Here is a 20,704-nt window from a genome sequence, read left to right as displayed (position 1 = left end):
ACCTTATGTTAAAACTCCCTTTTGAGCTTTTTGTCGGATTACGCTATACGCGCGCCAAGCGGCGCAATGGTTTTATCTCCTTTATTTCATTTTCGTCTATTATCGGCATTGCTCTGGGTGTGACGGCGCTGATTACGGTGCTGTCGATAATGAACGGCTTTCAAGAGGAACTGCGTGACCGTATCCTCGGTATGACGGCACATATGACGATTACTGAACAGCATGAGCATCTCAGCGATTGGCAGCCTCTGTACGAGCAAGTCAAGCAACAGCCGGACATTCTCGGCGCCGCCCCGAATATCATGGAGCAGGGGATGCTGACCTATAACGGCAAAGTCAAAGGTGTTGCAATTCGCGGCATACTGCCGGTTTATGAAAATGAAGTCGGTGATATTGCGCAAAAGATGCGTTACGGCTCGCTGGAGGCACTCAAGCCGGGACAGTTTTCGATTATTCTGGGTAAAGAGTTGGCGCTCAGTCTTGGTGTTTCGATCGGCGATAAAGTTACCCTGATTGCTCCGCAGGGATCTGTCTCTGCGGTCGGTATCATTCCGCGAATCAAACGCTTCACTATCGTCGGTTTTTTCGAGGCGGGCATGCATGAATATGACAGCGGGCTGGCACTGATCCATCTTAAAGACGCGCAAACTCTGTTCAAATACGGCGACAGTGTGTCCGGTCTGCAACTCAAGATTGATGACCTTTTCCGTGTCGGCGAAGTCAAGCAGGAGTTGGCCAATCACTTGCAGCAGACTTTGTATGTTCGCGACTGGCGTCAGCAGCATCTGAATTTCTTCAAGGCTATCGAAATGGAGAAGCGCATGATGTTTATTGTCCTGGCGCTGATTATTATGGTTGCGGCGTTCAATATTGTTTCGACCATGGTCATGGTCGTGACCGATAAACAGGCGGATATTGCCGTGTTGCGTACGCTTGGTGCCACGCCGAACAGTATCCAGTGGATTTTCATTATTCAAGGTCTGGTGATCGGACTTTTCGGGGCGCTTCTAGGGCTTGTCGGTGGCATCAGCCTCGCCTCCAATATTGATGTGATTGTGCCGTTTATCGAAAATCTGCTCGGTTTCAAATTCTTCCCGCCGGATGTTTATTACATCAGTCAGGTGCCGTCGAAAATTATCTGGAGCGATGTCTATTCGGTCAGTGGTATCGCGTTTATTCTGACTTTGCTGGCAACGCTCTATCCGGCCAGAAAAGCAGCTAAGGTTCAACCTGCGGAGGCCCTGAGATATGAGTAATTCTTATGTATTGGAAGCGAAAAATCTCGGCAAGACCTATCAGGAAGGAGTGATTGAAACCCAGGTTTTTCGAAATATCGATTTCCGTCTTGCCGCCGGAGAAAAACTGGCGATTGTCGGTGCCTCCGGTTCCGGGAAAAGTACCTTGTTGCATCTGCTGGCCGGTCTGGATAATCCCAGCTCCGGCGAAGTGTTGCTGCTTGGCGAGGTTTTTTCTGCAAAGAGCGAAGGTAAGCGCGGCAAACTGCGTAATGCCAATATGGGCTTCGTTTATCAGTTTCACCATCTGCTTCCTGAATTCACCGCGCTGGATAATGTATTGATGCCGCTGCGAATCCGCCGAAGCAATCTGAACGAGGCCACAGCCAAGGCCACTGCACTGCTGGAACATGTCGGTCTGGGACACCGTTTGAAGCATAAACCGGCGGAACTGTCCGGTGGTGAGCGTCAGCGAGTGGCGATCGCCAGAGCCCTGATTACCGATCCGGCGTGCATTCTTGCCGACGAACCGACCGGGAATCTTGATCAGGAGTCGGCCAAACAGGTATTCGAGCTGTTGCTGGAGCTGAATCAGGAATTCCAAACAGCGGTGCTGATCGTAACGCATGATATGCAACTGGCTAACCGTATGGATCGCATATTACGACTTAAGAACGGCGAACTGCATGCGGAAGAAAGCGCCCAGAATCCGTCAGGTCAGACGCCAGCATAAGCCTGTGTAACAAGTAAACCGATAGTTATATGATCAATATACAAAACCTCTCTTTACGTGCCGGAATCAAACCTTTGTTGTCCGGCGCCAATCTGGCGATTCATCCGGGCCAGAAAATCGGTCTTGTCGGCCAGAACGGTGCCGGTAAAACCACGCTGTTTAAAGCGATTCTCGGTCAGGTAACGATTGATGGCGGAAATTTAAGTATCCCGGCAGATTGGATCATCGGTTATGTGGAACAGGAAAGCGGAGAGCTGGAACAGAAAGTTCTGCAGTATGTCAGTTTTGGCGACCAGTTATATGCCGATGCGATAGCGAGCCGTGACGCGGCCGAAAAAGCGGGAGACGAAGATGCCATCGTACGCGCCTATGATCAGTTGGATAAGCTGCAGGGATTCGCAGTCGAAAATCAGGCCCGACAACTGCTGTACGGTTTAGGCTTTACTGAAAATAGCTTTTCGCAGTCTATTGCTGAGTTTTCCGGCGGATGGCAGGTGCGTCTTAAATTGGCGCGGGCGCTGATGCAGCGTGCCGATCTGCTGCTTTTGGACGAACCGACCAACCACCTGGATATCGAAGCGGTTTCCTGGTTAAAGCAGTGGCTGAAAAACTTTCCCGGTGCAGTTCTGGTAATTTCGCACGACCGCGATTTTCTGGATCAGGTTGTGCAGGGGATTGCACATATCGAGCAGCAGAAAATTACCTATTACAACGGCAATTTTGCCGCTTTTGAACGTCAGCGCAATGAACGCCTGATGCAGCAACAGGCGTTGCATGACAAGCAGAAGCAGCAGATGCAGCATCTTAAAACCTTTATCAGCCGCTTCAAAGCGAAAGCTTCCAAAGCCAAGCAGGCGCAGAGCCGTGTCAAAGCCTTGGAACGTATGGAGATGGTCGCAGCGGTACAGGCGAGCAACCCTTTTCATTTCGAGTTTCCCGAACCGAAGGTGCAGCCGGATCCGATGTTGCAGATCGAACAATTGCGTTTCTCCTATGCGGACAGAGCGATTATCGAAAAAGCGGATTTGGTTCTGCGTGCCGGCGACCGTATCGGGCTGGTTGGGGTTAACGGCTCCGGTAAAACCACGCTGTTAAAACTGCTCGTCGGGGAATTGAAGCCGGAGGGAGGTAAAATTCAGGTTGCCAGAGGGGTGAAAACCGGTTATTTCTCGCAGCATCAGCTTGATACCCTGCGCCCGGAATGGAGTCCGTTACAGCATCTCTTGGCTTTGGAAGATGCGCCAAGCGATCAGCAGGCTCGGGATTTTCTCGGCGGTTTCGGATTTAGCAACGAGCAATGTCTACAGCAGGTCGAACCTTTTTCCGGTGGTGAAAAGGCGCGTCTGGCAATGGCGTTGATCGTCTTTCAACAGCCTAATCTGATTATTCTCGATGAGCCGACCAACCACCTGGATATGGAAACGCGTGACGCGCTTGAGATGGCGCTGCAGGATTACACCGGTGCTTTGTTGCTGGTATCGCACGATAAACATCTTCTGGCCTCGATTGCCGATCAGTACTGGTGGGTTCATCAAGGCCAGGTGGAACTGTTCCATGGCGATCTTGACGAATACCTTAACGAGCAGCTGAGACGAATCCGCCAGCAGTCGGAAGAAGAGAAAAAAGCGCTGATATCAGAAGACGCTTCTGCCGCCAAAACAACAAATAAAAAGCAGCAACGGATACAGAATGCGCATCAGCGTAAACAGCTGGACGCCCTGCTTAAGGCTGATCTGCAGTTGAGTCGTAAACTGGAAAAATCGCTTGAAAAGACGCAGCAGGAGTTGGATCGGCTGCACGCTTTACTTGAAGACAGCTCGCTGTATGACGCAGCGAACAAGGATAAATTAACCGAGTGTCTGCAAGCCGAAGCCAAATGCAAACAGGATTTGGAAGATTTGGAAATGCAGTGGCTGGAAATCGAAGAGGTTATCCAGCAGAAAAAAATAGATTTTGAAGCGAAGCTTGCCGGTTGAATTGCCTCGAACTGGCTTGAAAGATCGGTTGTGAAGGCTGATAAATAAAAAAGCGACCATTTCTGTGACAGAGTGGTCGCTTTTTTTATTGCTGAGCCGGGCGCTTAGCGCATACCGGTAAAGTACAGGCTCAAACGACTGGCAGTCTGGGTACTGATATCGCCCATCAACTGTTCGAAGAAGTTTTTCTCGACTTCGTAGTAGCGAATATTAGGTTCTTCCATGATTTCGCGAGAAACCGAGCCCATATCGCCGATGCCGTCGATCATGCCGTTTGTAACTGCATCCTCACCCAGCCAGACCAGACCGGTGTAGGTGTTTTCGTTTTCCTGGATGCGATCACCGCGCCCGTCACGTACGGCTTGAATAAACTGCTGATGCGTTTTTTCCAATACCTGACTCTGGAAGAACTTGCGACCTTCCTCGTCTTTCGGTGCAAACGGATTGATAAAGGTTTTATGTTCTCCGGCATGCATGGAGCGGTTTTCAATACCGAGTTTGTCCATTAGACCGGTAAAGCCGAATGAGTCCATTCTGACGCCGATTGAGCCGACCAGCGAGCCTTTATTGGCGATGATTTTATCCGCCGCTACCGTAATGTAATAGCAACCGGAGGCGCACATATCTTCAACCACCGCGATAACCGGTTTTTGGTATTGTTTCTTCAAACGGGTGATTTCGTCATTGATCAATGCCGATTGAACCGGACTGCCGCCTGGCGAGTTCGCTTTGATGACGACCGCTTTGGAAGCCGGGTTGCTGAAGGCTTGCTGAAGAAGAGGAATCATTGTTTCGGCGCTGACTTCACTCTGCGGCATAATAGCGCCTTCAAGGCGAATCACGGCAATATGTTCTTGAGAGGCATCGGCCTGTTTCAACTGTTCGGCGGTACCCATGTTGTCGATGGCAACATAGATGAAAAATACGACATAAGCGGCAATGGCAAGTTTCAGAAGGTTGGCGAAGCGTCGGCTCCATCGTTCCTGTTTGACAAGCGATTCGACGGCGCCGGCCAGACGGTCAAAATTCTTCATTTCGACTGCCGGTGACTGCGCAGCAGTCTGTGGTTGATTTTCTTGCGTGGCTTTGTTCGATTCTTGTTCCATTCCTGATCCTTTATAATAAGCAAGTTTGTGCATTTTACCCCGATATTGACTATGACCCAACAAAAGCCAGCCGAGCATCCTGACAAAACCCTTGAAAACCCGTCGCAGGAGCCTGCTATGGAACGAGATCGCGACGAGGTGTTTGATATTGACGATTTTCTGAAGCATCTGACCGAGCGACCGGGCGTTTACCGAATGCTCGATAATCAGGGGCAGATTATCTATGTCGGCAAGGCAAAAAATCTTAAGCGCCGAGTCAGCAGTTATTTCAAAAAACGTCATGACGAAATCAAGACGGCCAAAATGGTCGAGCAAGTCGCACGTATTGAAGTCACGATCACCGAAACGGAAAGCGAGGCGTTCATCCTCGAAAACACACTGATTAAACGCCATAAGCCGAAGTACAACATTCTTTTCAGGGATGATAAGTCTTATCCGTATATCTATGTTTCAACAGCAAAAAAATATCCCTCGCTGAGTTTTCATCGTGGTGCCAAGCGCCGAAAAGGAGAGTACTTCGGGCCTTTTCCCAACGCTTCTGCTGTGCACCATACCTTGCATGCTTTACAGAAAATTTTTCCGGTTCGCCAGTGCGCGGAAAGCGTTTTTCAGCATCGTTCGCGTCCCTGTTTGCAATATCAGATCAAGCGCTGTTCCGGTCCTTGTATCGAGGGGTTGGTTTCGGATGACGATTATCAGCGTGATGTCCGTCATACCATGATGTTTTTACAGGGCAAAAGTTTTGCTGTGGTGGAAGAACTCGGCGAGCAGATGCAGCAAGCGTCGATGCAGATGGAGTACGAGCAGGCAGCAGTTTACCGTGATCGAATTTCTGCACTGCGCTCGATCCAGTCGCAGCATCTGATCAATCAACCGGGGAATCGGGATATTGATGTGATTGCCGTCGCTTCGCAGGGCGATCAAGTCTGCCTGTGTCTGATGATGTATCGTGGCGGAAATTTATGGGGCAGCGAAACTTTTTTCCCGAAAGTGGCCGCAAACAGTGAAACGGAAGAAATTATCGATGCTTTTATCGTTCAGCACTATCAGTTGCATCCGGCACCACATACCATTCTGCTTGATCGCAAACTGACGGAAGAAAAGGCGCTACAGTCGCTGCTGACGGAGAAGTACCAGCGAAAAACCGGCTTCAAAGTCGCTAAAACACAGACCGATAAAAGTTTGTGGCAACTGGCCCAGACTAATGCTGAAGCGGGCTTGAAACAGCAGATGACGCAAAAGAGTAACCAGTTACAGCGACTCAAAGCTTTGCAGGAAGCGCTGGAGTTGGCTCAGCCTCCGAAGCATATGGAGTGCTTCGATATCAGTCACACGCAAGGGAATTTAACGGTCGCCAGCTGTGTCGTTTTCAAAGACGGGGTCCCAAGCAGTAGTGATTACCGTAAATTCAATATCGAAGGCATTCAACCCGGCGACGATTATGCCGCCATGCATCAAGTTTTGCAGAGACGTTATTCGCGTCTTAAAAAAGAAGCTGACAGACTGCCGGATCTGGTGGTTATTGATGGCGGGAAAGGGCAGTTGAATCAGGCGATCGAAGTTCTGAAAGGGTTGGAACTGGATTTTCTGCCTCTGGTTTCTGTGGCCAAGGGGGAAGGCCGTAAAGCGGGGCTCGAGGTTCTGTATACACCCTATAACAGTGATGGAATCGATCTGGCAGACGATGACGTTGCGTTGCACCTGATTAACCATATTCGCGACGAGGCGCATCGTTTCGCGATTACTTCCCATCGTAAAAAACGCGCCAAGGCAATGACGCACTCCCGTCTTGAAGATATTCAGGGAATCGGCCCCAAGACGCGCAAAAACCTGTTGCTGCATTTCGGCGGTTTGGGCGAGGTTAAGAATGCGGCGGTGTCGGAACTGCAAAAAGTAAAAGGGATCAGTAAAGATAAGGCGCAGACAATCTATGACTTTTTCCACGGCGAAGTCTGAAAAAGGCGGCAAGGTTTTGCGCTTTAATCCCCGATTTTTATCCAGATATGGTAGTATTGCCTCAGAATTTTATCTCGCTTGCAATTTACGCAAGTGTAAAGACATCCGCCTTTTCAACTCATTCAATAAAAGACATATCAGATGAATCTGCAATCATTGCCAATGATGATGACATGGAGTCGTGTCGTTCTTATTCCGGTTTTCCTAATTTGCTACTATGCTCCGATCGAAGATGCGCGCTTCTGGGCAGGACTGGCCTTTATGATCGCGGCAATTACCGATTGGTTCGACGGCTATTTGGCCCGTAAACTGGGTTCTTCAAGTAAACTCGGTGCCTTTCTGGATCCGGTTGCCGACAAACTGATTGTTGCAGCGGCTTTAATAGTGGTTGCCGCCGAATATCACGATAACCTGCTGGTTATTCTGTCGGCGGTTGTGATTATGATGCGAGAGGTGGCGATTTCCGCGCTGCGCGAATGGATGGCGGAAAATAACGCCCGTGAAGTGGTCGCGGTATCCTATCTTGGAAAAATCAAAACGGCATCGCAGTTGGCTGCCTTGACCTGGCTGCTGTACGGTGGCGAGCTGTGGGGCGTTAACTGGGGTGAGCTTGGGTTCCCGATGTTGTATTTTGCAGCGGTTCTGACATTGATTACCTGGATTCAATACACCAAAGCGGCTTTGCCGCAGATCATCGCCTCAACGAAATCATAGGGTTAGCGGATCTTGTTTCCGGGCAGGAGACTTAGATGAATCCTCAAAGCGAAAAGGGTATGAAAAAAGTCGTAAAAACCGCTTGACCTTTTACGTCCAGACCCTATAATACGCCCCATCTAAGCGGGAATAGCTCAGCTGGTAGAGCGCAACCTTGCCAAGGTTGAGGTCGCGAGTTCGAACCTCGTTTCCCGCTCCAAAATATGGCGCGATGGCAGAGTGGCTATGCAGCGGATTGCAAATCCGTGGACCTCGGTTCGACTCCGGGTCGCGCCTCCATATTCTTAGTTTGCAGACTCCCAGTCTGCAAATTCTTCTCAGTAAATCGTGCCCCTTATACATGCTTTGCTGAACACCTGCCCAGGTGGCGAAATTGGTAGACGCAGGGGACTTAAAATCCCCCGGTAGAAATACCGTGCCGGTTCGATTCCGGCCCTGGGCACCATTTATATTCCTTTATACTTTCCTGATTTCCAAGCAGATACTCTGCAAATTTCTTTGGCGATTCTGGCTATAGGAACTAAAGCATAAAACTCTGTTGATCCTTAATATCTGATTTCGAATAGCCGTAATCAACCGTAAAACACGTAACAACTTAAAATGGTGTCGGTATGGCTGTCAGTTCGTTTTGCTGACGAGATGGTAGGCAAAATTGCTCCAGCTCAGAAACAGCACCAGCCCGCCGAACAGGAAAGCATTTCTCCTTTTTACGAAGTTATTTGTTCCAAGATGTACGGTTGTATGCCAGAGCCGGGATAAGACAAACAGCCAGCAAAGGGTAACTTGTAGCAGATCGAGCGTTTGCGTTACGTAAACTGAAAGTATCAGCAGATAGAACAGGATCGGCAGTTCAAAAAGGTTCTGATAGTGTTGCTCGGTTTGTGTCAGGGCGTCCGGTAACTTCCCGCCGCGATTATGCAAAAAATAGCGAGGGTTCAACCCCTCATGCGCAACCGCTCTGAAACGCAAAAAGAGCATTCTGATACCGGTGTAGAAGGTTAATCCGATCATGACGAGCATCGGGTAAAAGATAATATGTTGCTGCAAAATGTACTCCTTTAAGACCTGAATAGTGGTTGTGATTTATCATAATTCTGATAACAATATGTTCAAGAACATATTTTAGGAGTGTGGCAATGGCATGGCCGGAGAAGCGAAAAGCAAATACCAGAAATCAGATTCTTGAATGCGCCGCCCAGCTTTTCAGTGAAAAGGGGTTTGACCGTGTCTCTATTGATGATGTGATGCGTAATGCCGGTCTTACCAGAGGCGGGTTTTATTCGCATTTCCAATCCAAGGACGCCCTTTACGCTGAAGCGATTAAGATGGCTGCGCAGCGGAGTGTGGCAGCAAGATTGCCCGAAGCGTCCATGACGGATGCGGAAAAATTACACTTTCTTCTGGATCAATATCTTGATGTTTCCCATTTGTCTACCGATGAACCGTCTTGCCCATTGGCTTTTATGGCGACAGATGTTGCCCATCGAAACGATGAAGTGCGCGATGTTTACACCAAGGTATACAAACGGCTGGTTATTTTTATCGCGAAACTGATGGGTGAGTCTGCAGATAGTGATCGGGTCTTGGCTCTGACGGCTATGATGATCGGCGGTGTGGCGGTGGCGAATTCACTGCAGGACGAGAAAATGGTAACGAAGCTGTTAGCGGCGTGCCGCAAGTTTGGGGATGAGCTGATTCAGGATGAAACCAAATAGCGCTCCGGCGCATAGTCGGCTGTCAGGCTACTTTAGAACCATCAGAGGTTAGTGACTAGGTTTACGGTTATATTGCCGTATATAGCCGGCGATTTCCGAGTAGGGCTGCGGTTTCGAGAACAGATAGCCCTGGTAGAGGTGGCAGCCCATCTTTTCCAGAATGTTTTTGTGTTCTTCGCTTTCGACACCTTCAGCAACAATGTCCAGTCCCAGTTCGTTGGCGAGCGCAATGGTATTTTTCGTCAATACAGCGGCGCTTTTGTCTTCAAGAATTTCAAAGACAAAGGATTTATCGATTTTAACTTGGGAGAAAGGCAGGTTTTTCAAGCTCAACAGCGACGAGAAGCCGGTTCCGAAATCATCAAGCGCAAAATGAATTCCTTTGTTGATGAACAGTTTCATCAGTCTTTCTGCGGTCATGGCATTTGAGATAACCATACTTTCGGTTAATTCGAATTTAAGTAAGCCTTGCGGAATATGATAATTCTGAAGCAAGCCGGAAACACGATTGTAGAATTCGTCCTGATAGAGTTGTTTGGCGCTGACGTTGACTGAAATCGGAATGCCGCTCAACACTGTCGACGACTGCCATTTTTCAATAGTATGACAGGCTTCCTCGATGACCCAGAGTCCAAGCTCTTCGATGAAACCGGTATCTTCGGCAAGCGGAATAAAGTCATCCGGGAACAGCAGGCCGTATTGAGGATGGTTCCAGCGGATTAAGGCTTCAACCCCCTTAACTTTCTTGAAGCGATCGTGTTGCGGTTGGTAATACAGAGTAAATTCTCGATTTAACAGGGCGGTTTTGAAACGGGTCTGTAAATCTCTGCGACGACTGAATTTCTCCAGTAGGGTTTTTGTCAGAAATTGAACCTGGTTCTGGCCATGCTGTTTTGCTTCATGAGTGGTGCTTTCCGCACTCAGCAGGATATTGTCGACTGTGGTTAAACCGTTGTTGCCGAAAGTCACAGCGCCGATAGACAAGCCGATATGGTATTCTTCCTGATTGATTTTGATTGCCTTACTGGTCAATTGCAGCAACTTTTCGCAGAGGTCGTGAAGTTTTTGTTCAATTTCTTCTTCGCTGGCGATATCCAACAGTAATATCCCAAATCGGTCACTACCGAAACGGGCAAGAATCTCATTGGATTTCAGTCGCGACTTGAGTTTCCGAGAAAAGGTTTTCAGTAGCTGGTTGCCGAGTTCGAACCCTTCGAGATCGTTAATGAACTTAAAGCGGTTGATGTTGATGTACAGCAGGCCACCGCTCTTTTCCTCGCATAAGGCGGTTTTCAAGTTCGCTTCAAGATAGTTTTCAAACAGGCTTCGGTTGACCAGTCCGGTAAGTGAGTCATAAGACGACAGAAGTTTGATTTTTTCCTGGTCTTTTTTATGTCCTGTGACATCGTAGAAAGAGCCGACAAAAAAGCGGATCTTGTGGAAGTTGTCTTCAACCACGCTGATGGTCAGATTTTCACAATACTCTTCGCCGTTTTTCTTGCGGTTCCATATCTCTCCCTGCCATTTTCGCTTGCTGAGAAGTTCGTCCCACATTGTGCGGTAAAATGCCTTGTCCTGCCTCCCGGAACTTAAGAGTGACGGGGATTTGCCGATGACTTCTTCCTCTTTATAGCCGGTCAAACGGGTGAATTCCGAATTCACTTTGCAGATTTTGCCTTTAGCGTTGGTTATCAACATCGCCGTTTTGGCATCAAAAACATTGGCCGCGATCAATCGTGATTGGATGTTGCGAATTAAAATCAGACCGATAATGCTCAGGAAAAGAAAAATCAGCGTCGTGAGCGCAATATTAAGCAATAAATCGTTCTTTATCTGGTCAAGCATAGGCGCTGAGGAGCGTGCGACGACATAACCGAAAAAGTGATTGGAGAGGTCATTGATCGGTGTAAACGTGATTGTGTAGGAATGGCCTTGTAGATTTTGGGTTTCAATAAATTTCTGTTTAGCATCGAGTTTTTCGAGAAGGTTTCCGGTGACTGAAATATTCTCCAGTGAGGACAGAAAAACCGCCGACAGAGGCGCTTTATCGAAAAAATATTCTCGGTTGGGGTCTTCCAAGTACCAGCCTGGAGCAAAATCCAGGCTCTTGTAACTGTCTTTAAAGTCCTCAAGCAGCATGTTTTTCAAACCGGGAGTCAGCAGAAAGGCAAGCTCCTGAGAGGCATCCAGTGCGTTGAAGTTTTTCTTGATCTGTTCAAGTTTAGTGCTGAGTTCGAAAGCGCCAATATGATGTCCGTGGATGAACAGCGGTTGCACATAACGATAGCCAGATACGACTTTCCCGAGTTCGAAACCGGAAACCACCTTTTTATAAGTGTTGACCAGACGATAGGAGTTACGGACTTCGTTAAGGTTATCTCCGAAGTGCTCGGGAGCATGCATGCGTAAAAAACTGGTGCCGTCAGGTAAAACGAAGTGGAGCTGATGGATACCCGTTTCGCGCAACTTTTCATAGTAGGGCTGCATGAGGTCGTACAGTTGTCTGCGCAAAACTGCACGCTGCGGATAATCCGCTTGTGCGGCCCGATTGATAATGGATAGGATTTCCGGGTTTTCGGAGATGAAAGTTGCACTGGGTTTATCGTGATCGATCAGTATGGCGGCTTTCCATAGCTCCTCGAATTTGAACCATTTATCTTCAATAACGTATTCTTGATGAGCGGTATTACGATCGAGAATATAGAGTATTGAAGTCAGATAACCGACACCTAAAACGAGTGCAAGCAGCGACTTGAGCATTTTAGTATTGGTTAAGATCACTCTTTCTCCAAAGTTTGATTTTTTTGTGGTTTGAATTCTGTAAGCGGTCTCTAACGGAGCGAATAAATTGCGACCATTGCTATAAACCTAATATTTATGTGGATTCTACAGATAAATTGCTTTTATCTGTACAGTAAAAAAATTAACGCTTGTTAGTCATTTATTCAAAATAAATAAGCGCTGTCTGAGCTTGTATAAAGATGCTCAAGACGATTGATAGCAAAAACGCGGTTGGCACCGCGTTTTAAAGAATGGGAATAGGGGGATTATCTGATTTCTGATTAGTGCTGTCGATCCAGGCGTTCGATCGGAAAAAGCGCATCGAATGCGGCACCAAGTCCGTAAACGAAAACAAAAATCAGAACAAACACAATCAGGATCGAGCGTGCAGTTTTATTGTCGATGAATTTTGCTTTCCAGTTTTCGCTTTTGACCAGTGGCCAGATAAAGTAGAGAAATATAAGCAGTGCAATAATCTGCAGAGCAATCAGAAAATACTGCACGCCAGCCGGTAGGTCATTTTCCTGCACGTGAATTCCTTTTTATTTAACCAACAGATTGATCATAGTCTGATAGTAGATGTCGGTCAGTTTATTGAGATCCGACACGCTGACGCACTCATTTACTTTGTGGATAGTGTCGTTCAGGGGGCCTAGCTCGATCGTTTGCGCGCCGGTTGGCGCGATAAAACGTCCGTCGGAAGTTCCGCCGCCGGTCGACAGCTCCGGCTCGTAGCCGACAATCGAATGACACGCTTGTTTAACGGCTTGAATGAGTTCTCCGTCTCCCTCGGTAATAAACGGGTTGCCGGAAAGATTCCATTCAATATCGTAGTCCAGATTGTGATGGTCCAGTACTGCCTGCACGCTTTGCTGCAGCGCTTCCGCAGTATGTTCGGTCGAGAAGCGGAAATTAAACAGGACTTCGATTTCCCCGGGAATGACATTGGTGACACCGGTGCCGGCATGAATATTGGAAACCTGAAAGGATGTCGGTGGGAAATATTCGTTGCCATGATCCCAGTTAATGTTGACCAATTGCTCCAGTGCTGGAGCCAGGTTGTGAATCGGGTTGTCAGCAAGATCCGGATAGGCGATATGTCCCTGAATGCCTTTTACGTTCAGTTTTCCATTCAGGGAGCCGCGGCGTCCGTTTTTGATTGAATCGGCCAGTTTTTTAGAGCTGGAGGGTTCGCCAACCAGGCAGTATTCGAATTTTTCGTTGCGAGCTTCCAGCGTTTCGATCACTTTGACCGTACCGTCAACCGCCGGGCCTTCTTCGTCACTGGTGATCAGGAAGGCGATTGATCCTCTGTGCTCGGGATAGGATTCGACAAAGCGTTTGCTTGCCGCCATAAAACAGGCGATGGAACTCTTCATGTCGGCTGCGCCGCGACCGTACAGCATGTCGCCTTCGATATGGGCTGAAAAGGGTGGAAATTTCCAGGCGTCTTGCGGCCCGGTCGGTACGACGTCCGTATGGCCGGCAAACACCAGACAAGGACTTTCGTTACCGCGGCGAGACCAGAGGTTAGTGACTTCCCCGAAAGGCATGGATTCGTTTTTGAACCCAAGAGGTTCAAGGTAGTCTGCAATCATCTGCTGACACCCTTTGTCTTCCGGGGTTACGGAATCAACTTGAATTAATGCTTGGGCCAGGTCAATGGTTTCGCTCATGACACTCTCATTTTGTACTGTTTTTTTGAAGAAATTTTATTTTAGGCACTGAGTGCGCTTTTGAGAAGCGTAACGCACAGATGCTTTACTGTTTAATGTTTTATATCAACTGTTTGTATTCGGCTTCTTTAAAACCGATTAGCAGGGAGTCACCTTTCTCAAGAACCGGACGTTTGATTAATGTCGGCTGCTGCAGAATAATTTCCACGGCTTGCGGTGAGTTTTCCTGTAAAGCTGTCTTCAACTGCTCGTCAAGATTGCGCCAGCTGGTACTGCGTTTATTGATCAGCTCGGCAAGAGTGACTTTTTGCAGCCATACCTCGATCTGTTCCGCCTTGAGTCCATCCTTACGAAAATCATGAAACTGATAGGGGATGTTCTGTGTATCCAGAAACTTGCGGGCTTTTTTAATCGTGTCGCAATTGGCGATGCCGTACATAGTCGTCATTGGAATGGCTTCTCCGTTTTGATCCGTTAAAGTCGGGCAATTATACGGCTTTATGATTCGTTGTGAAAAATACTCTATTGAAATAGCCGTTTAAAAAAACCGTTCACAGTAACTAAGAATTTGGCCTGACGAAATTAGCGGTTTGATTTTTGTATCTCTACGGCCGACAGGTTATACTCTCGGGTTTATCTGTTGTTAACCTTTTAAAGAGATTTGAATTATGACAATCAAGCGAATTGGACACCGTTATAGCGATGCACAAACCGGCGTTACATTGGATGTGTGGTTTCCGCGCTCTAATAAAGAGATTGCGCGTAACTGTTTGGCTCTCAAGGCAGGCATTATCAAAAGCGATTTTGTTACCGTAGAGATTGAATCAGTCGATGAAGCGCCAAAAACGGCTGAAGAAGCGTATCTGCGTCTTCACCTGCTATCTGAATGTGCCTATAAGCCGCATGACATTAACCTAGACGGTGTTTTCGGCCTGTTGACCAATGTCGCTTGGACCAATGCCGGTCCTGTATTGCCTTCAGAAGTTGAAAACCTGCGTGAAGCAATCCAAGAAGAAATGATTCAGTTGACTGTGACTTCAATCGATAAATTCCCGCGTATGGTCGATTACGTGATTCCGGAAGGCGTTCGTATCGGTGATGCAGATCGTGTACGTCTAGGGGCGCACCTTGCACCTGGAACAACGATCATGCATGAAGGATTTGTTAACTTCAACGCGGGAACTTTGGGTCAGTCTATGGTTGAAGGCCGAATTTCTGCCGGTGTTGTGGTGGATGATCATACCGATATCGGTGGTGGTGCTTCGATCATGGGAACGCTTTCCGGTGGTGGTAAGCAGGTAATCTCTATGGGACAGCGTAACCTGTTGGGTGCGAACGCGGGTCTGGGGATTTCACTGGGTGACGATTGTATTGTGGAATCCGGACTGTATTTGACCGCAGGTACTAAGGTTCAGATGCCTGATGGTTCTGTTGTTTCTGCTCGCGAACTGTCTGGACAATCGAAACTGTTGTTCCGTCGTCATAGTCAGACTGGTCAGGTACAAGCAATTGTCACCGACGGTACCCTGTGGGGCGGACTAAATAGCGTACTGCACAGTAACGACTAATTATCCCCGCTCGTAGCCCGGCCGATCCGGCTGGGCGTATAAGGCGTCAGGTCTCTCCTGCGCCTGTTCCTGTCTTTCTTTTCTAAGCGTATTCACGTTTTTCAAGATATCCGCTTGATGTTCTCAGTCAGTGCTTTTTGCCATGTGATTTGCTGATTTGTTGCTTGTTATGTTACGCCTGCAAGGGCTCGTGCACTGATATAATGCGGTGGATTTTTAGTCTAATTATGAAGGGTCGTATGTCAGCTGTATTCGGAATGGATCATATTAGTCTTTTGGTACAGGATGCGGATAAAGCCGCAACCTTTTATCAGAATATTCTTGGCCTGGCTATTCTTGAGCGCCCGGACCTCGGTTTTCCAGGGGTTTGGTTGGATTTGGGCGAGGGACAGTCGCTACACCTGTTACAGGTAAGTCGAGAGCATGTTCTCAACGACCGTCTTCCCGAGCACGGCGGGCGTGATTTTCATTTTGCTCTGCGTATCAAGGATTTGGAAACTTTTGTCGCTAAGCTTGAGCAGGCGGGTGTTGCATATACCAAAAGCCGTTCCGGGAGAAAAGCACTGTTTTTCAGAGACTTGGATGGCAATGCGATTGAACTGACTGAGGTTGATTGATTTGCAAAACTGATTTGTAGTTTAGCCGGTACACTGGCGCTCAAAGCGAGTGCCCACCGGCTTCTCAAATTCAGGTTGTAGCGGTTAAACAGCAGTCGTATCCGTTGCGGGTTCGCTGTTTGATTTTAATTTTCGATCGTTTCGATCAAGGCGTCGCGCAATCTGGCCTGACTTTCACTGCTGGTAATGGCTTTTTCGTCTGTGTCACTGATAATAAACCAGTCTTCAGCTTTCTCACCAACCGTAGTGATTCTGGCGTCATGCAACCTGATATGGCACGAACGCAGAGCAAATCCAATCCGCGATAAAAGTCCGGGCGCATCCTTGGTCGAGATATGTAGCTCGCTGCGATGATCATTGAGTTTTTCAATATGGATTTCGGTTGGCGTCTCGAAACAGCGTATGCGGCGATTAAGGAAGTTGTTTTGTGCAACCGGTTCCATACCGTCACCCAGCATATGCTTGCGAATCGTATCGCAGATTAACGCGGTATCCTGCTCTTTAACGGCTTGATGTTCATCCCTGGTCAGGAAGTACATAATGACCAGAGTCATGCCGTCATTACTACTGAAAATACGAGCTTCCATAATATCCATTTTCAGCCGGTCGAGCGCCGAGGTGATATTGGCAAACAGGTAATCTCTATCCGGCATATAGATCAGCAGTTCTGAGGCACCACGCGGGCTTTTGGCCCGGACCATAACATGGATCTGATTCCGATCCGCAAGATAGAGCTGTTCGGTAATCCGAGATACGCTGTTCGGGCTTTGACGGCTGAAAAATTCGCTGTCGGCCATGCTGTCCCAGAAGGGCTGGTAGGCGGTGGTGCTAATTTCGCGTTTCGACAACTGCTCCTTGGCTTTTTCCTGAGTCTGCAAAGCTTTCATTGCCTTGTTTTTTGGTGCGTTTGAACTGAGTGCCAGCGCTTTCGTAGTTTCGTTGTACAGTTCCAGGAAGAGGGAGTTTTTCCAGTCGTTCCAGACGTCGTTTGAGGTTGCGCAGACGTCGGCCACCGTTAACAGGTATAAGTGGTTAAGATGTTCCTGATCGCCCATTAAGGAAGCAAATTCGTTAATGGTTTTCGGGTCGCTGAGGTCTTTGCGCTGCGCGACATGCGAAAATTCCAGGTGATAGCGCACCAACCAACTGATCATTTTCTGATCTTTGACAGGAAGGTTGTGCTCGCGGGCAAAAACGGCGGCATCTTCGGCTCCGACAACTTCGTGTTCGCCTTCTCGCCCTTTGGCAATGTCATGAAATAGCCCGGCGAGGAAAAGCACTTCCGGACGGCAGATCTGTTTGGCAATCTGGTGCGCCGTTGGAAACTCATAGGCGTAATCATCGACAAAAAAACGGCGCAGATTACGGATGACAAGAATGGTGTGGTCATCGACCGTATAGGCGTGGAAGATATTAAACTGCATCAGGCCGCTGATTTTCTTGAAAACCGGCAGGTAGCTATCGAGGATACCGTAGCTATGCATGCGTTTGATGGAGGCATAGACCCCTTTGGGCTGTCGGAATATTTCGATGAACAGGGCTTTGTTAATCGGGTCGGCGCGGAATTGTTCGTTGATATAGTGCAAATGGTCGCGGATCGAGCGTATCGCTGTCGAGCGCAGACCTTTAATATGAGGTAGATTGGCCAGAGCAACAAACATCTCGAAAATCGCTGTCGGGTTGACTGAAAAAACATCTTCAGAAGTGATGTCCAGATAGTCATTACGAATACAGAAACGATTGTTGATTGGGGTGATTGTCACTTCATCCGGTTCAAACAGTTCTTCACGGAAGTGCTGCAACAGAATTTCATTGAGTTTAGCCACGCTTTGCACATTGCGGTAATAGCTGCTCATGAACTGCTCAACCGCCATTTTTTCCGGATTGTCCTGATAGCCAAATTCACTCGCTATCTGCTGCTGAAAGTCGAACTGTAAACGCTCTTCGCGGCGGCGTTTCAGGTGTTGCAGCGCAAAGCGGATACGGTTCAGGTACTTATTCGCTGCTTCGATTTCGACATATTCTTCGGTAGTCAGGAAGTTGCGTTGGACCAGTTCATTGATCGATTTGACGCGGAAATAGCGTTTAGCGACCCAGTTGATCATATGAATATCACGCAGACCGCCGGGGCTTTCCTTAATGTTTGGTTCGAGCTGATAGGTTGTGTCCTGAAAGCGATGATGGCGTTTTTTCTGTTCTTCGAGCTTGGCACTGAAAAACTCTTTAATCGGCCAGAAGTCGTTTCTTGCCCAAAGGCTAATCAGGTTCTGAAAGGCCTGATAATTCCCGGTGATCCAGCGGGCTTCCAATAGGTTGGTGGCGGTGGTGACGTCTTTTAAGCCTTCTTCATAACAGTCGTCGAGACTGCGGATAGAGTGGCCGACATCAAATCCGAGATCCCATAAAAAAGTGATGAATTCCGATAGGCTGTTCTGCAGTTTGTCGGGATTTTCGGCAATAACCAGCAGGTCAATGTCTGAATATGGATGCAGTTCTCCGCGTCCGTAGCCACCGACTGCGATCAGCGCGGCATCAGGGTCTTGAACGAAGTTTGACCAGATCTTTTTAAGAATCTGGTCGACAAAGCTTGCTCGTTCCTTTAAGAGTTCTGAAACCGGCGCACCTGCTTCATACTGTTTGAACTGATAATCGACAAAGCGCTGGATAACATTTCGCCCGGCCTTTATTTTATCCAGATGCGACATTTCCGGATCAAGTAGTGCGCTGATAAATTGAGGCAGGGAGGGGCGGTGTATATCGCTGAACATGCAGGACCTACTGAATTTAAGCTAATTTAACGAAGCCAAGGTAAAGAGGAGTCTGTCCTGCAAAGGTTCAGCCTTTGCAGGAGGGGACGGTATTACTCTGGTAAAAACGGGGTTTCGCCTTGGCGCATAGTGAAAATTTCATAACCGTCTTCCGTTACGGCCAGAGTATGTTCCCATTGCGCGGAGAGTTTACGGTCCTTGGTAACGACCGTCCAGTTATCCGGTAAAAGTTTAACGTCGGCCTTACCCAGGTTGATCATCGGCTCGATGGTGAAAACCATGCCTGGCTTGAGTACGATGTCTTTAAGTTCTTCGGCTGCGTAGTGCAGCACCTGAGGTTCTTCATGGAATTCGGCGCCAATACCATGACCGCAGTATTCACGTACCACGGAATAATTATTGGCTTCGGCGTGTGTCTGGATCGCCTTGGCAACATCATACAAGGTTGCATTCGGTTTGACCTGTTCGATACCGAGCCATAGACATTCGCGTGCAACTTGACTCAGGCGGTGGGCAAAAGGTTTAACCTCGCCGATTTCGAACATCATACTGGTATCACCGTGATAACCGTCTTTGATGACGGTAACGTCGATATTGACGATATCGCCTTTTTTCAGCTTTTTATTAAAGTCCGGGATTCCGTGACAGACAACCTGGTTGATTGAGATGCAGCTTGAAGCTGGAAAACCATGATAATTCAAGGTGGCAGGTACCACTTCCAATTCATTGGTCATGTAATCATGCATGAGCTGGTTCAGTTCACCTGTTGAAGCCCCCGGTTTCATATGCGGGGCAATCATATCCAGGACATTAGCGGCCAATTGACCAGCAACGCGTAATTTTTCAATCTCTTCAGAGGTTTTAATTTTAATGGTCATGAAATCTCGTTTTTGTTAAGTTCGGTTAGCTTTTTGTTCAGAAAATATTGAGAAAAACGGCTGGTTATGGTATAAATGCCGCGCCTCTCAGATGAGAGAAATTTTAACAGAAAATCCGCACGTTTACCGAGACATAAAACGGGGTGCTGACTAAATCCTATGCCAAGGCTTTTTTCAGTTCGTTTTTATGGGTAGACGGAGGCCTAACCCACTATATTGGAGAAAAATCATGGCAAAAGTTACCATGCGTCAAATGCTGGAAGCCGGTGTTCACTTCGGTCACCAAACTCGTTACTGGAATCCTAAGATGTCTGAGTACATCTTCGGTGAGCGCAACAAAATTCATATCGTTAACCTTGAGAAAACTCTTCCAATGTTCAACGATGCCCTGAACTACATGGGTAGCATTGCAGCTAACAAAGGAAATGTTCTGTTTGTTGGTACTAAACGCGCTGCGAGTGAATTGGTTGCTCAGGAAGCACAACGTTGCGGCATGCCTTATGTCGATCACCGTTGGTTGGGTGGTATGTTGACTAACTTCAAAACCATTAAGCAGTCTATCAAGCGTCTAAAAGAGCTTGAAGCAATGGAGCAGGATGGTACTTTCGAAAAGATCACTAAGAAAGAAGCGCTGATGATGACTCGTCAGAAGCAGAAGCTTGAGCTTTCTCTTGGTGGTATTAAAGATATGCGTGCCATGCCTGATGCGATCTTTGTTATCGATACCGGTAATGAAAAAATCGCTCTGCAGGAAGCTAAGACTCTAGGTATTCCGGTTATCGGTGTTGTTGATACCAACAACGATCCGCGCAATGTTGACTATGTTATCCCAGGTAACGACGACGCAATCCGTGCGATCAGCCTATACCTAAGCGCAGCTGCTGATGCGATCAATGAAGCGAAAGCTTCGATCACTACAGCGGTCGAAGGCGATGATTTTGTTGAAGCTGAAGAAAAAGCAGCTGAATAATCTCTGAGCTC

General features: G+C 47.9%; 17 protein-coding genes, 3 tRNA genes and 1 pseudogene. 13 read left to right on the top strand and 8 right to left on the bottom strand.

Translation table 11 applies throughout. From position 1 onward, the window contains the following. Positions 1-5 precede the first annotated feature (5 nt). The 4 genes and pseudogenes from HQN79_RS06600 (at position 6) to HQN79_RS12210 (ending at position 3,944) form a co-directional block, all read left to right on the top strand. A complete protein-coding gene (locus HQN79_RS06600; RefSeq protein WP_173285153.1) occupies positions 6-1,256 on the top strand; it encodes a lipoprotein-releasing ABC transporter permease subunit in 1,251 nt (416 codons plus the stop codon). Further along, positions 1,249-1,968 (top strand): lipoprotein-releasing ABC transporter ATP-binding protein LolD, encoded by a 720-nt coding sequence (lolD, locus tag HQN79_RS06595; protein ID WP_173285152.1) that lies wholly within the window; start codon positions 1,249-1,251, stop codon positions 1,966-1,968. The genes HQN79_RS06600 and lolD overlap by 8 nt, the downstream gene beginning before the upstream one ends. 29 nt (positions 1,969-1,997) lie before the next feature. After that, positions 1,998-2,882, top strand: a pseudogene (locus tag HQN79_RS12215) (ABC-F family ATP-binding cassette domain-containing protein); the annotation flags it as partial. Next, a complete protein-coding gene (locus HQN79_RS12210) occupies positions 2,859-3,944 on the top strand; it encodes an ATP-binding cassette domain-containing protein (protein WP_420824493.1) in 1,086 nt (361 codons plus the stop codon). The pseudogene HQN79_RS12215 and the gene HQN79_RS12210, both read left to right, overlap by 24 nt. A 104-nt stretch (positions 3,945-4,048) precedes the next feature. Here the strand turns inward: HQN79_RS12210 and sppA are convergent, their stop codons facing one another. After that, on the bottom strand, positions 4,049-5,050 hold the full coding sequence (gene sppA, locus HQN79_RS06585) for a signal peptide peptidase SppA (protein WP_173285150.1): 1,002 nt from the start codon (positions 5,048-5,050) through the stop codon (positions 4,049-4,051). A 117-nt stretch (positions 5,051-5,167) separates the two neighbouring features. Here sppA and uvrC point away from each other — a divergent pair, with 117 nt between their 5' ends. The 5 genes from uvrC to HQN79_RS06560 all read left to right on the top strand — a co-directional run bounded on the left by uvrC (position 5,168) and on the right by HQN79_RS06560 (position 8,165). Continuing rightward, positions 5,168-7,006 carry an excinuclease ABC subunit UvrC gene (gene uvrC / locus HQN79_RS06580; RefSeq protein ID WP_173285149.1) on the top strand — a complete coding sequence of 613 codons (1,839 nt, stop codon included), beginning with the start codon at positions 5,168-5,170 and terminating at the stop codon, positions 7,004-7,006. Between the two features lie 141 nt (positions 7,007-7,147). After that, on the top strand, positions 7,148-7,720 hold the full coding sequence (pgsA, locus tag HQN79_RS06575) for a CDP-diacylglycerol--glycerol-3-phosphate 3-phosphatidyltransferase (protein WP_173285148.1): 573 nt from the start codon (positions 7,148-7,150) through the stop codon (positions 7,718-7,720). A gap of 123 nt (positions 7,721-7,843) precedes the next feature. After that, a tRNA-Gly gene (locus tag HQN79_RS06570) sits at positions 7,844-7,919 on the top strand. A 6-nt stretch (positions 7,920-7,925) separates the two neighbouring features. Then, positions 7,926-7,999 (top strand) — tRNA-Cys (locus HQN79_RS06565). A 79-nt stretch (positions 8,000-8,078) separates the two neighbouring features. Further along, positions 8,079-8,165: transfer RNA gene (locus HQN79_RS06560), tRNA-Leu, on the top strand. A gap of 173 nt (positions 8,166-8,338) precedes the next feature. Here the strand turns inward: HQN79_RS06560 and HQN79_RS06555 are convergent. Next, complete coding sequence (locus tag HQN79_RS06555; protein WP_202984484.1) at positions 8,339-8,767, bottom strand: MAPEG family protein; 429 nt, start codon at positions 8,765-8,767, stop codon at positions 8,339-8,341. Between the two features lie 89 nt (positions 8,768-8,856). Here HQN79_RS06555 and HQN79_RS06550 point away from each other — a divergent pair, with 89 nt between their 5' ends. Beyond that, entirely contained in the window at positions 8,857-9,435 is a 579-nt protein-coding gene (locus HQN79_RS06550; protein WP_173285147.1) for a TetR/AcrR family transcriptional regulator, read from the top strand. Between the two features lie 48 nt (positions 9,436-9,483). Here the strand turns inward: HQN79_RS06550 and HQN79_RS06545 are convergent, their stop codons facing one another. The 4 genes from HQN79_RS06545 to HQN79_RS06530 form a co-directional block, all read right to left on the bottom strand. Further along, complete coding sequence (locus HQN79_RS06545) at positions 9,484-12,216, bottom strand: bifunctional diguanylate cyclase/phosphodiesterase (RefSeq protein WP_173285146.1); 2,733 nt, start codon at positions 12,214-12,216, stop codon at positions 9,484-9,486. 281 nt (positions 12,217-12,497) lie between these two features. Continuing rightward, complete coding sequence (locus HQN79_RS06540; protein WP_173285145.1) at positions 12,498-12,746, bottom strand: hypothetical protein; 249 nt, start codon at positions 12,744-12,746, stop codon at positions 12,498-12,500. A gap of 12 nt (positions 12,747-12,758) precedes the next feature. Next, entirely contained in the window at positions 12,759-13,892 is a 1,134-nt protein-coding gene (gene dapE, locus HQN79_RS06535) for a succinyl-diaminopimelate desuccinylase (RefSeq protein ID WP_173285144.1), read from the bottom strand. A 100-nt stretch (positions 13,893-13,992) separates the two neighbouring features. Then, positions 13,993-14,340: an ArsC family reductase gene (locus tag HQN79_RS06530; RefSeq protein ID WP_173285143.1), complete on the bottom strand. Its 348-nt coding sequence runs from the start codon at positions 14,338-14,340 to the stop codon at positions 13,993-13,995. A gap of 220 nt (positions 14,341-14,560) precedes the next feature. Between HQN79_RS06530 and HQN79_RS06525 the strand changes: the two genes are divergently transcribed. Together HQN79_RS06525 and HQN79_RS06520 are read left to right on the top strand one after the other, a co-directional pair. Continuing rightward, complete coding sequence (locus HQN79_RS06525; RefSeq protein WP_173285142.1) at positions 14,561-15,460, top strand: DapH/DapD/GlmU-related protein; 900 nt, start codon at positions 14,561-14,563, stop codon at positions 15,458-15,460. A gap of 239 nt (positions 15,461-15,699) precedes the next feature. After that, positions 15,700-16,077: a VOC family protein gene (locus tag HQN79_RS06520; protein ID WP_173285141.1), complete on the top strand. Its 378-nt coding sequence runs from the start codon at positions 15,700-15,702 to the stop codon at positions 16,075-16,077. Between the two features lie 125 nt (positions 16,078-16,202). Here HQN79_RS06520 and glnD read toward each other — a convergent pair whose 3' ends face one another. Both glnD and map read right to left on the bottom strand, forming a co-directional pair. After that, complete coding sequence (gene glnD, locus HQN79_RS06515) at positions 16,203-18,845, bottom strand: [protein-PII] uridylyltransferase (RefSeq protein ID WP_173285140.1); 2,643 nt, start codon at positions 18,843-18,845, stop codon at positions 16,203-16,205. A 92-nt stretch (positions 18,846-18,937) separates the two neighbouring features. Further along, a complete protein-coding gene (gene map / locus HQN79_RS06510; RefSeq protein WP_173285139.1) occupies positions 18,938-19,723 on the bottom strand; it encodes a type I methionyl aminopeptidase in 786 nt (261 codons plus the stop codon). 229 nt (positions 19,724-19,952) lie between these two features. Between map and rpsB the strand changes: the two genes are divergently transcribed. After that, positions 19,953-20,693 carry a 30S ribosomal protein S2 gene (rpsB, locus tag HQN79_RS06505; RefSeq protein WP_173285138.1) on the top strand — a complete coding sequence of 247 codons (741 nt, stop codon included), beginning with the start codon at positions 19,953-19,955 and terminating at the stop codon, positions 20,691-20,693. Positions 20,694-20,704 lie beyond the last annotated feature (11 nt).

Source organism: Thiomicrorhabdus xiamenensis (assembly GCF_013282625.1).
Classification (GTDB): domain Bacteria; phylum Pseudomonadota; class Gammaproteobacteria; order Thiomicrospirales; family Thiomicrospiraceae; genus Thiomicrorhabdus; species Thiomicrorhabdus xiamenensis.
Note: the sequence above shows the minus strand (reverse complement) of the source record. Positions and strands in the feature narration are given on the sequence as shown.

Excerpts from the sequence above, each read along its gene's own strand:
- HQN79_RS06600 (WP_173285153.1), top strand. The coding sequence starts at position 6 with ATGTTAAAACTCCCTTTTGAGCTTTTTGTCGGATTACGCTATACGCGC.
- lolD (WP_173285152.1), top strand. The coding sequence starts at position 1,249 with ATGAGTAATTCTTATGTATTGGAAGCGAAAAATCTCGGCAAGACCTAT.
- HQN79_RS12210 (WP_420824493.1), top strand. The coding sequence starts at position 2,859 with ATGGTCGCAGCGGTACAGGCGAGCAACCCTTTTCATTTCGAGTTTCCC.
- sppA (WP_173285150.1), bottom strand. The coding sequence starts at position 5,050 with ATGGAACAAGAATCGAACAAAGCCACGCAAGAAAATCAACCACAGACT.
- uvrC (WP_173285149.1), top strand. The coding sequence starts at position 5,168 with ATGGAACGAGATCGCGACGAGGTGTTTGATATTGACGATTTTCTGAAG.
- pgsA (WP_173285148.1), top strand. The coding sequence starts at position 7,148 with ATGAATCTGCAATCATTGCCAATGATGATGACATGGAGTCGTGTCGTT.
- HQN79_RS06550 (WP_173285147.1), top strand. The coding sequence starts at position 8,857 with ATGGCATGGCCGGAGAAGCGAAAAGCAAATACCAGAAATCAGATTCTT.
- dapE (WP_173285144.1), bottom strand. The coding sequence starts at position 13,892 with ATGAGCGAAACCATTGACCTGGCCCAAGCATTAATTCAAGTTGATTCC.
- HQN79_RS06530 (WP_173285143.1), bottom strand. The coding sequence starts at position 14,340 with ATGACGACTATGTACGGCATCGCCAATTGCGACACGATTAAAAAAGCC.
- HQN79_RS06525 (WP_173285142.1), top strand. The coding sequence starts at position 14,561 with ATGACAATCAAGCGAATTGGACACCGTTATAGCGATGCACAAACCGGC.
- HQN79_RS06520 (WP_173285141.1), top strand. The coding sequence starts at position 15,700 with ATGTCAGCTGTATTCGGAATGGATCATATTAGTCTTTTGGTACAGGAT.
- glnD (WP_173285140.1), bottom strand. The coding sequence starts at position 18,845 with ATGTTCAGCGATATACACCGCCCCTCCCTGCCTCAATTTATCAGCGCA.
- map (WP_173285139.1), bottom strand. The coding sequence starts at position 19,723 with ATGACCATTAAAATTAAAACCTCTGAAGAGATTGAAAAATTACGCGTT.
- rpsB (WP_173285138.1), top strand. The coding sequence starts at position 19,953 with ATGGCAAAAGTTACCATGCGTCAAATGCTGGAAGCCGGTGTTCACTTC.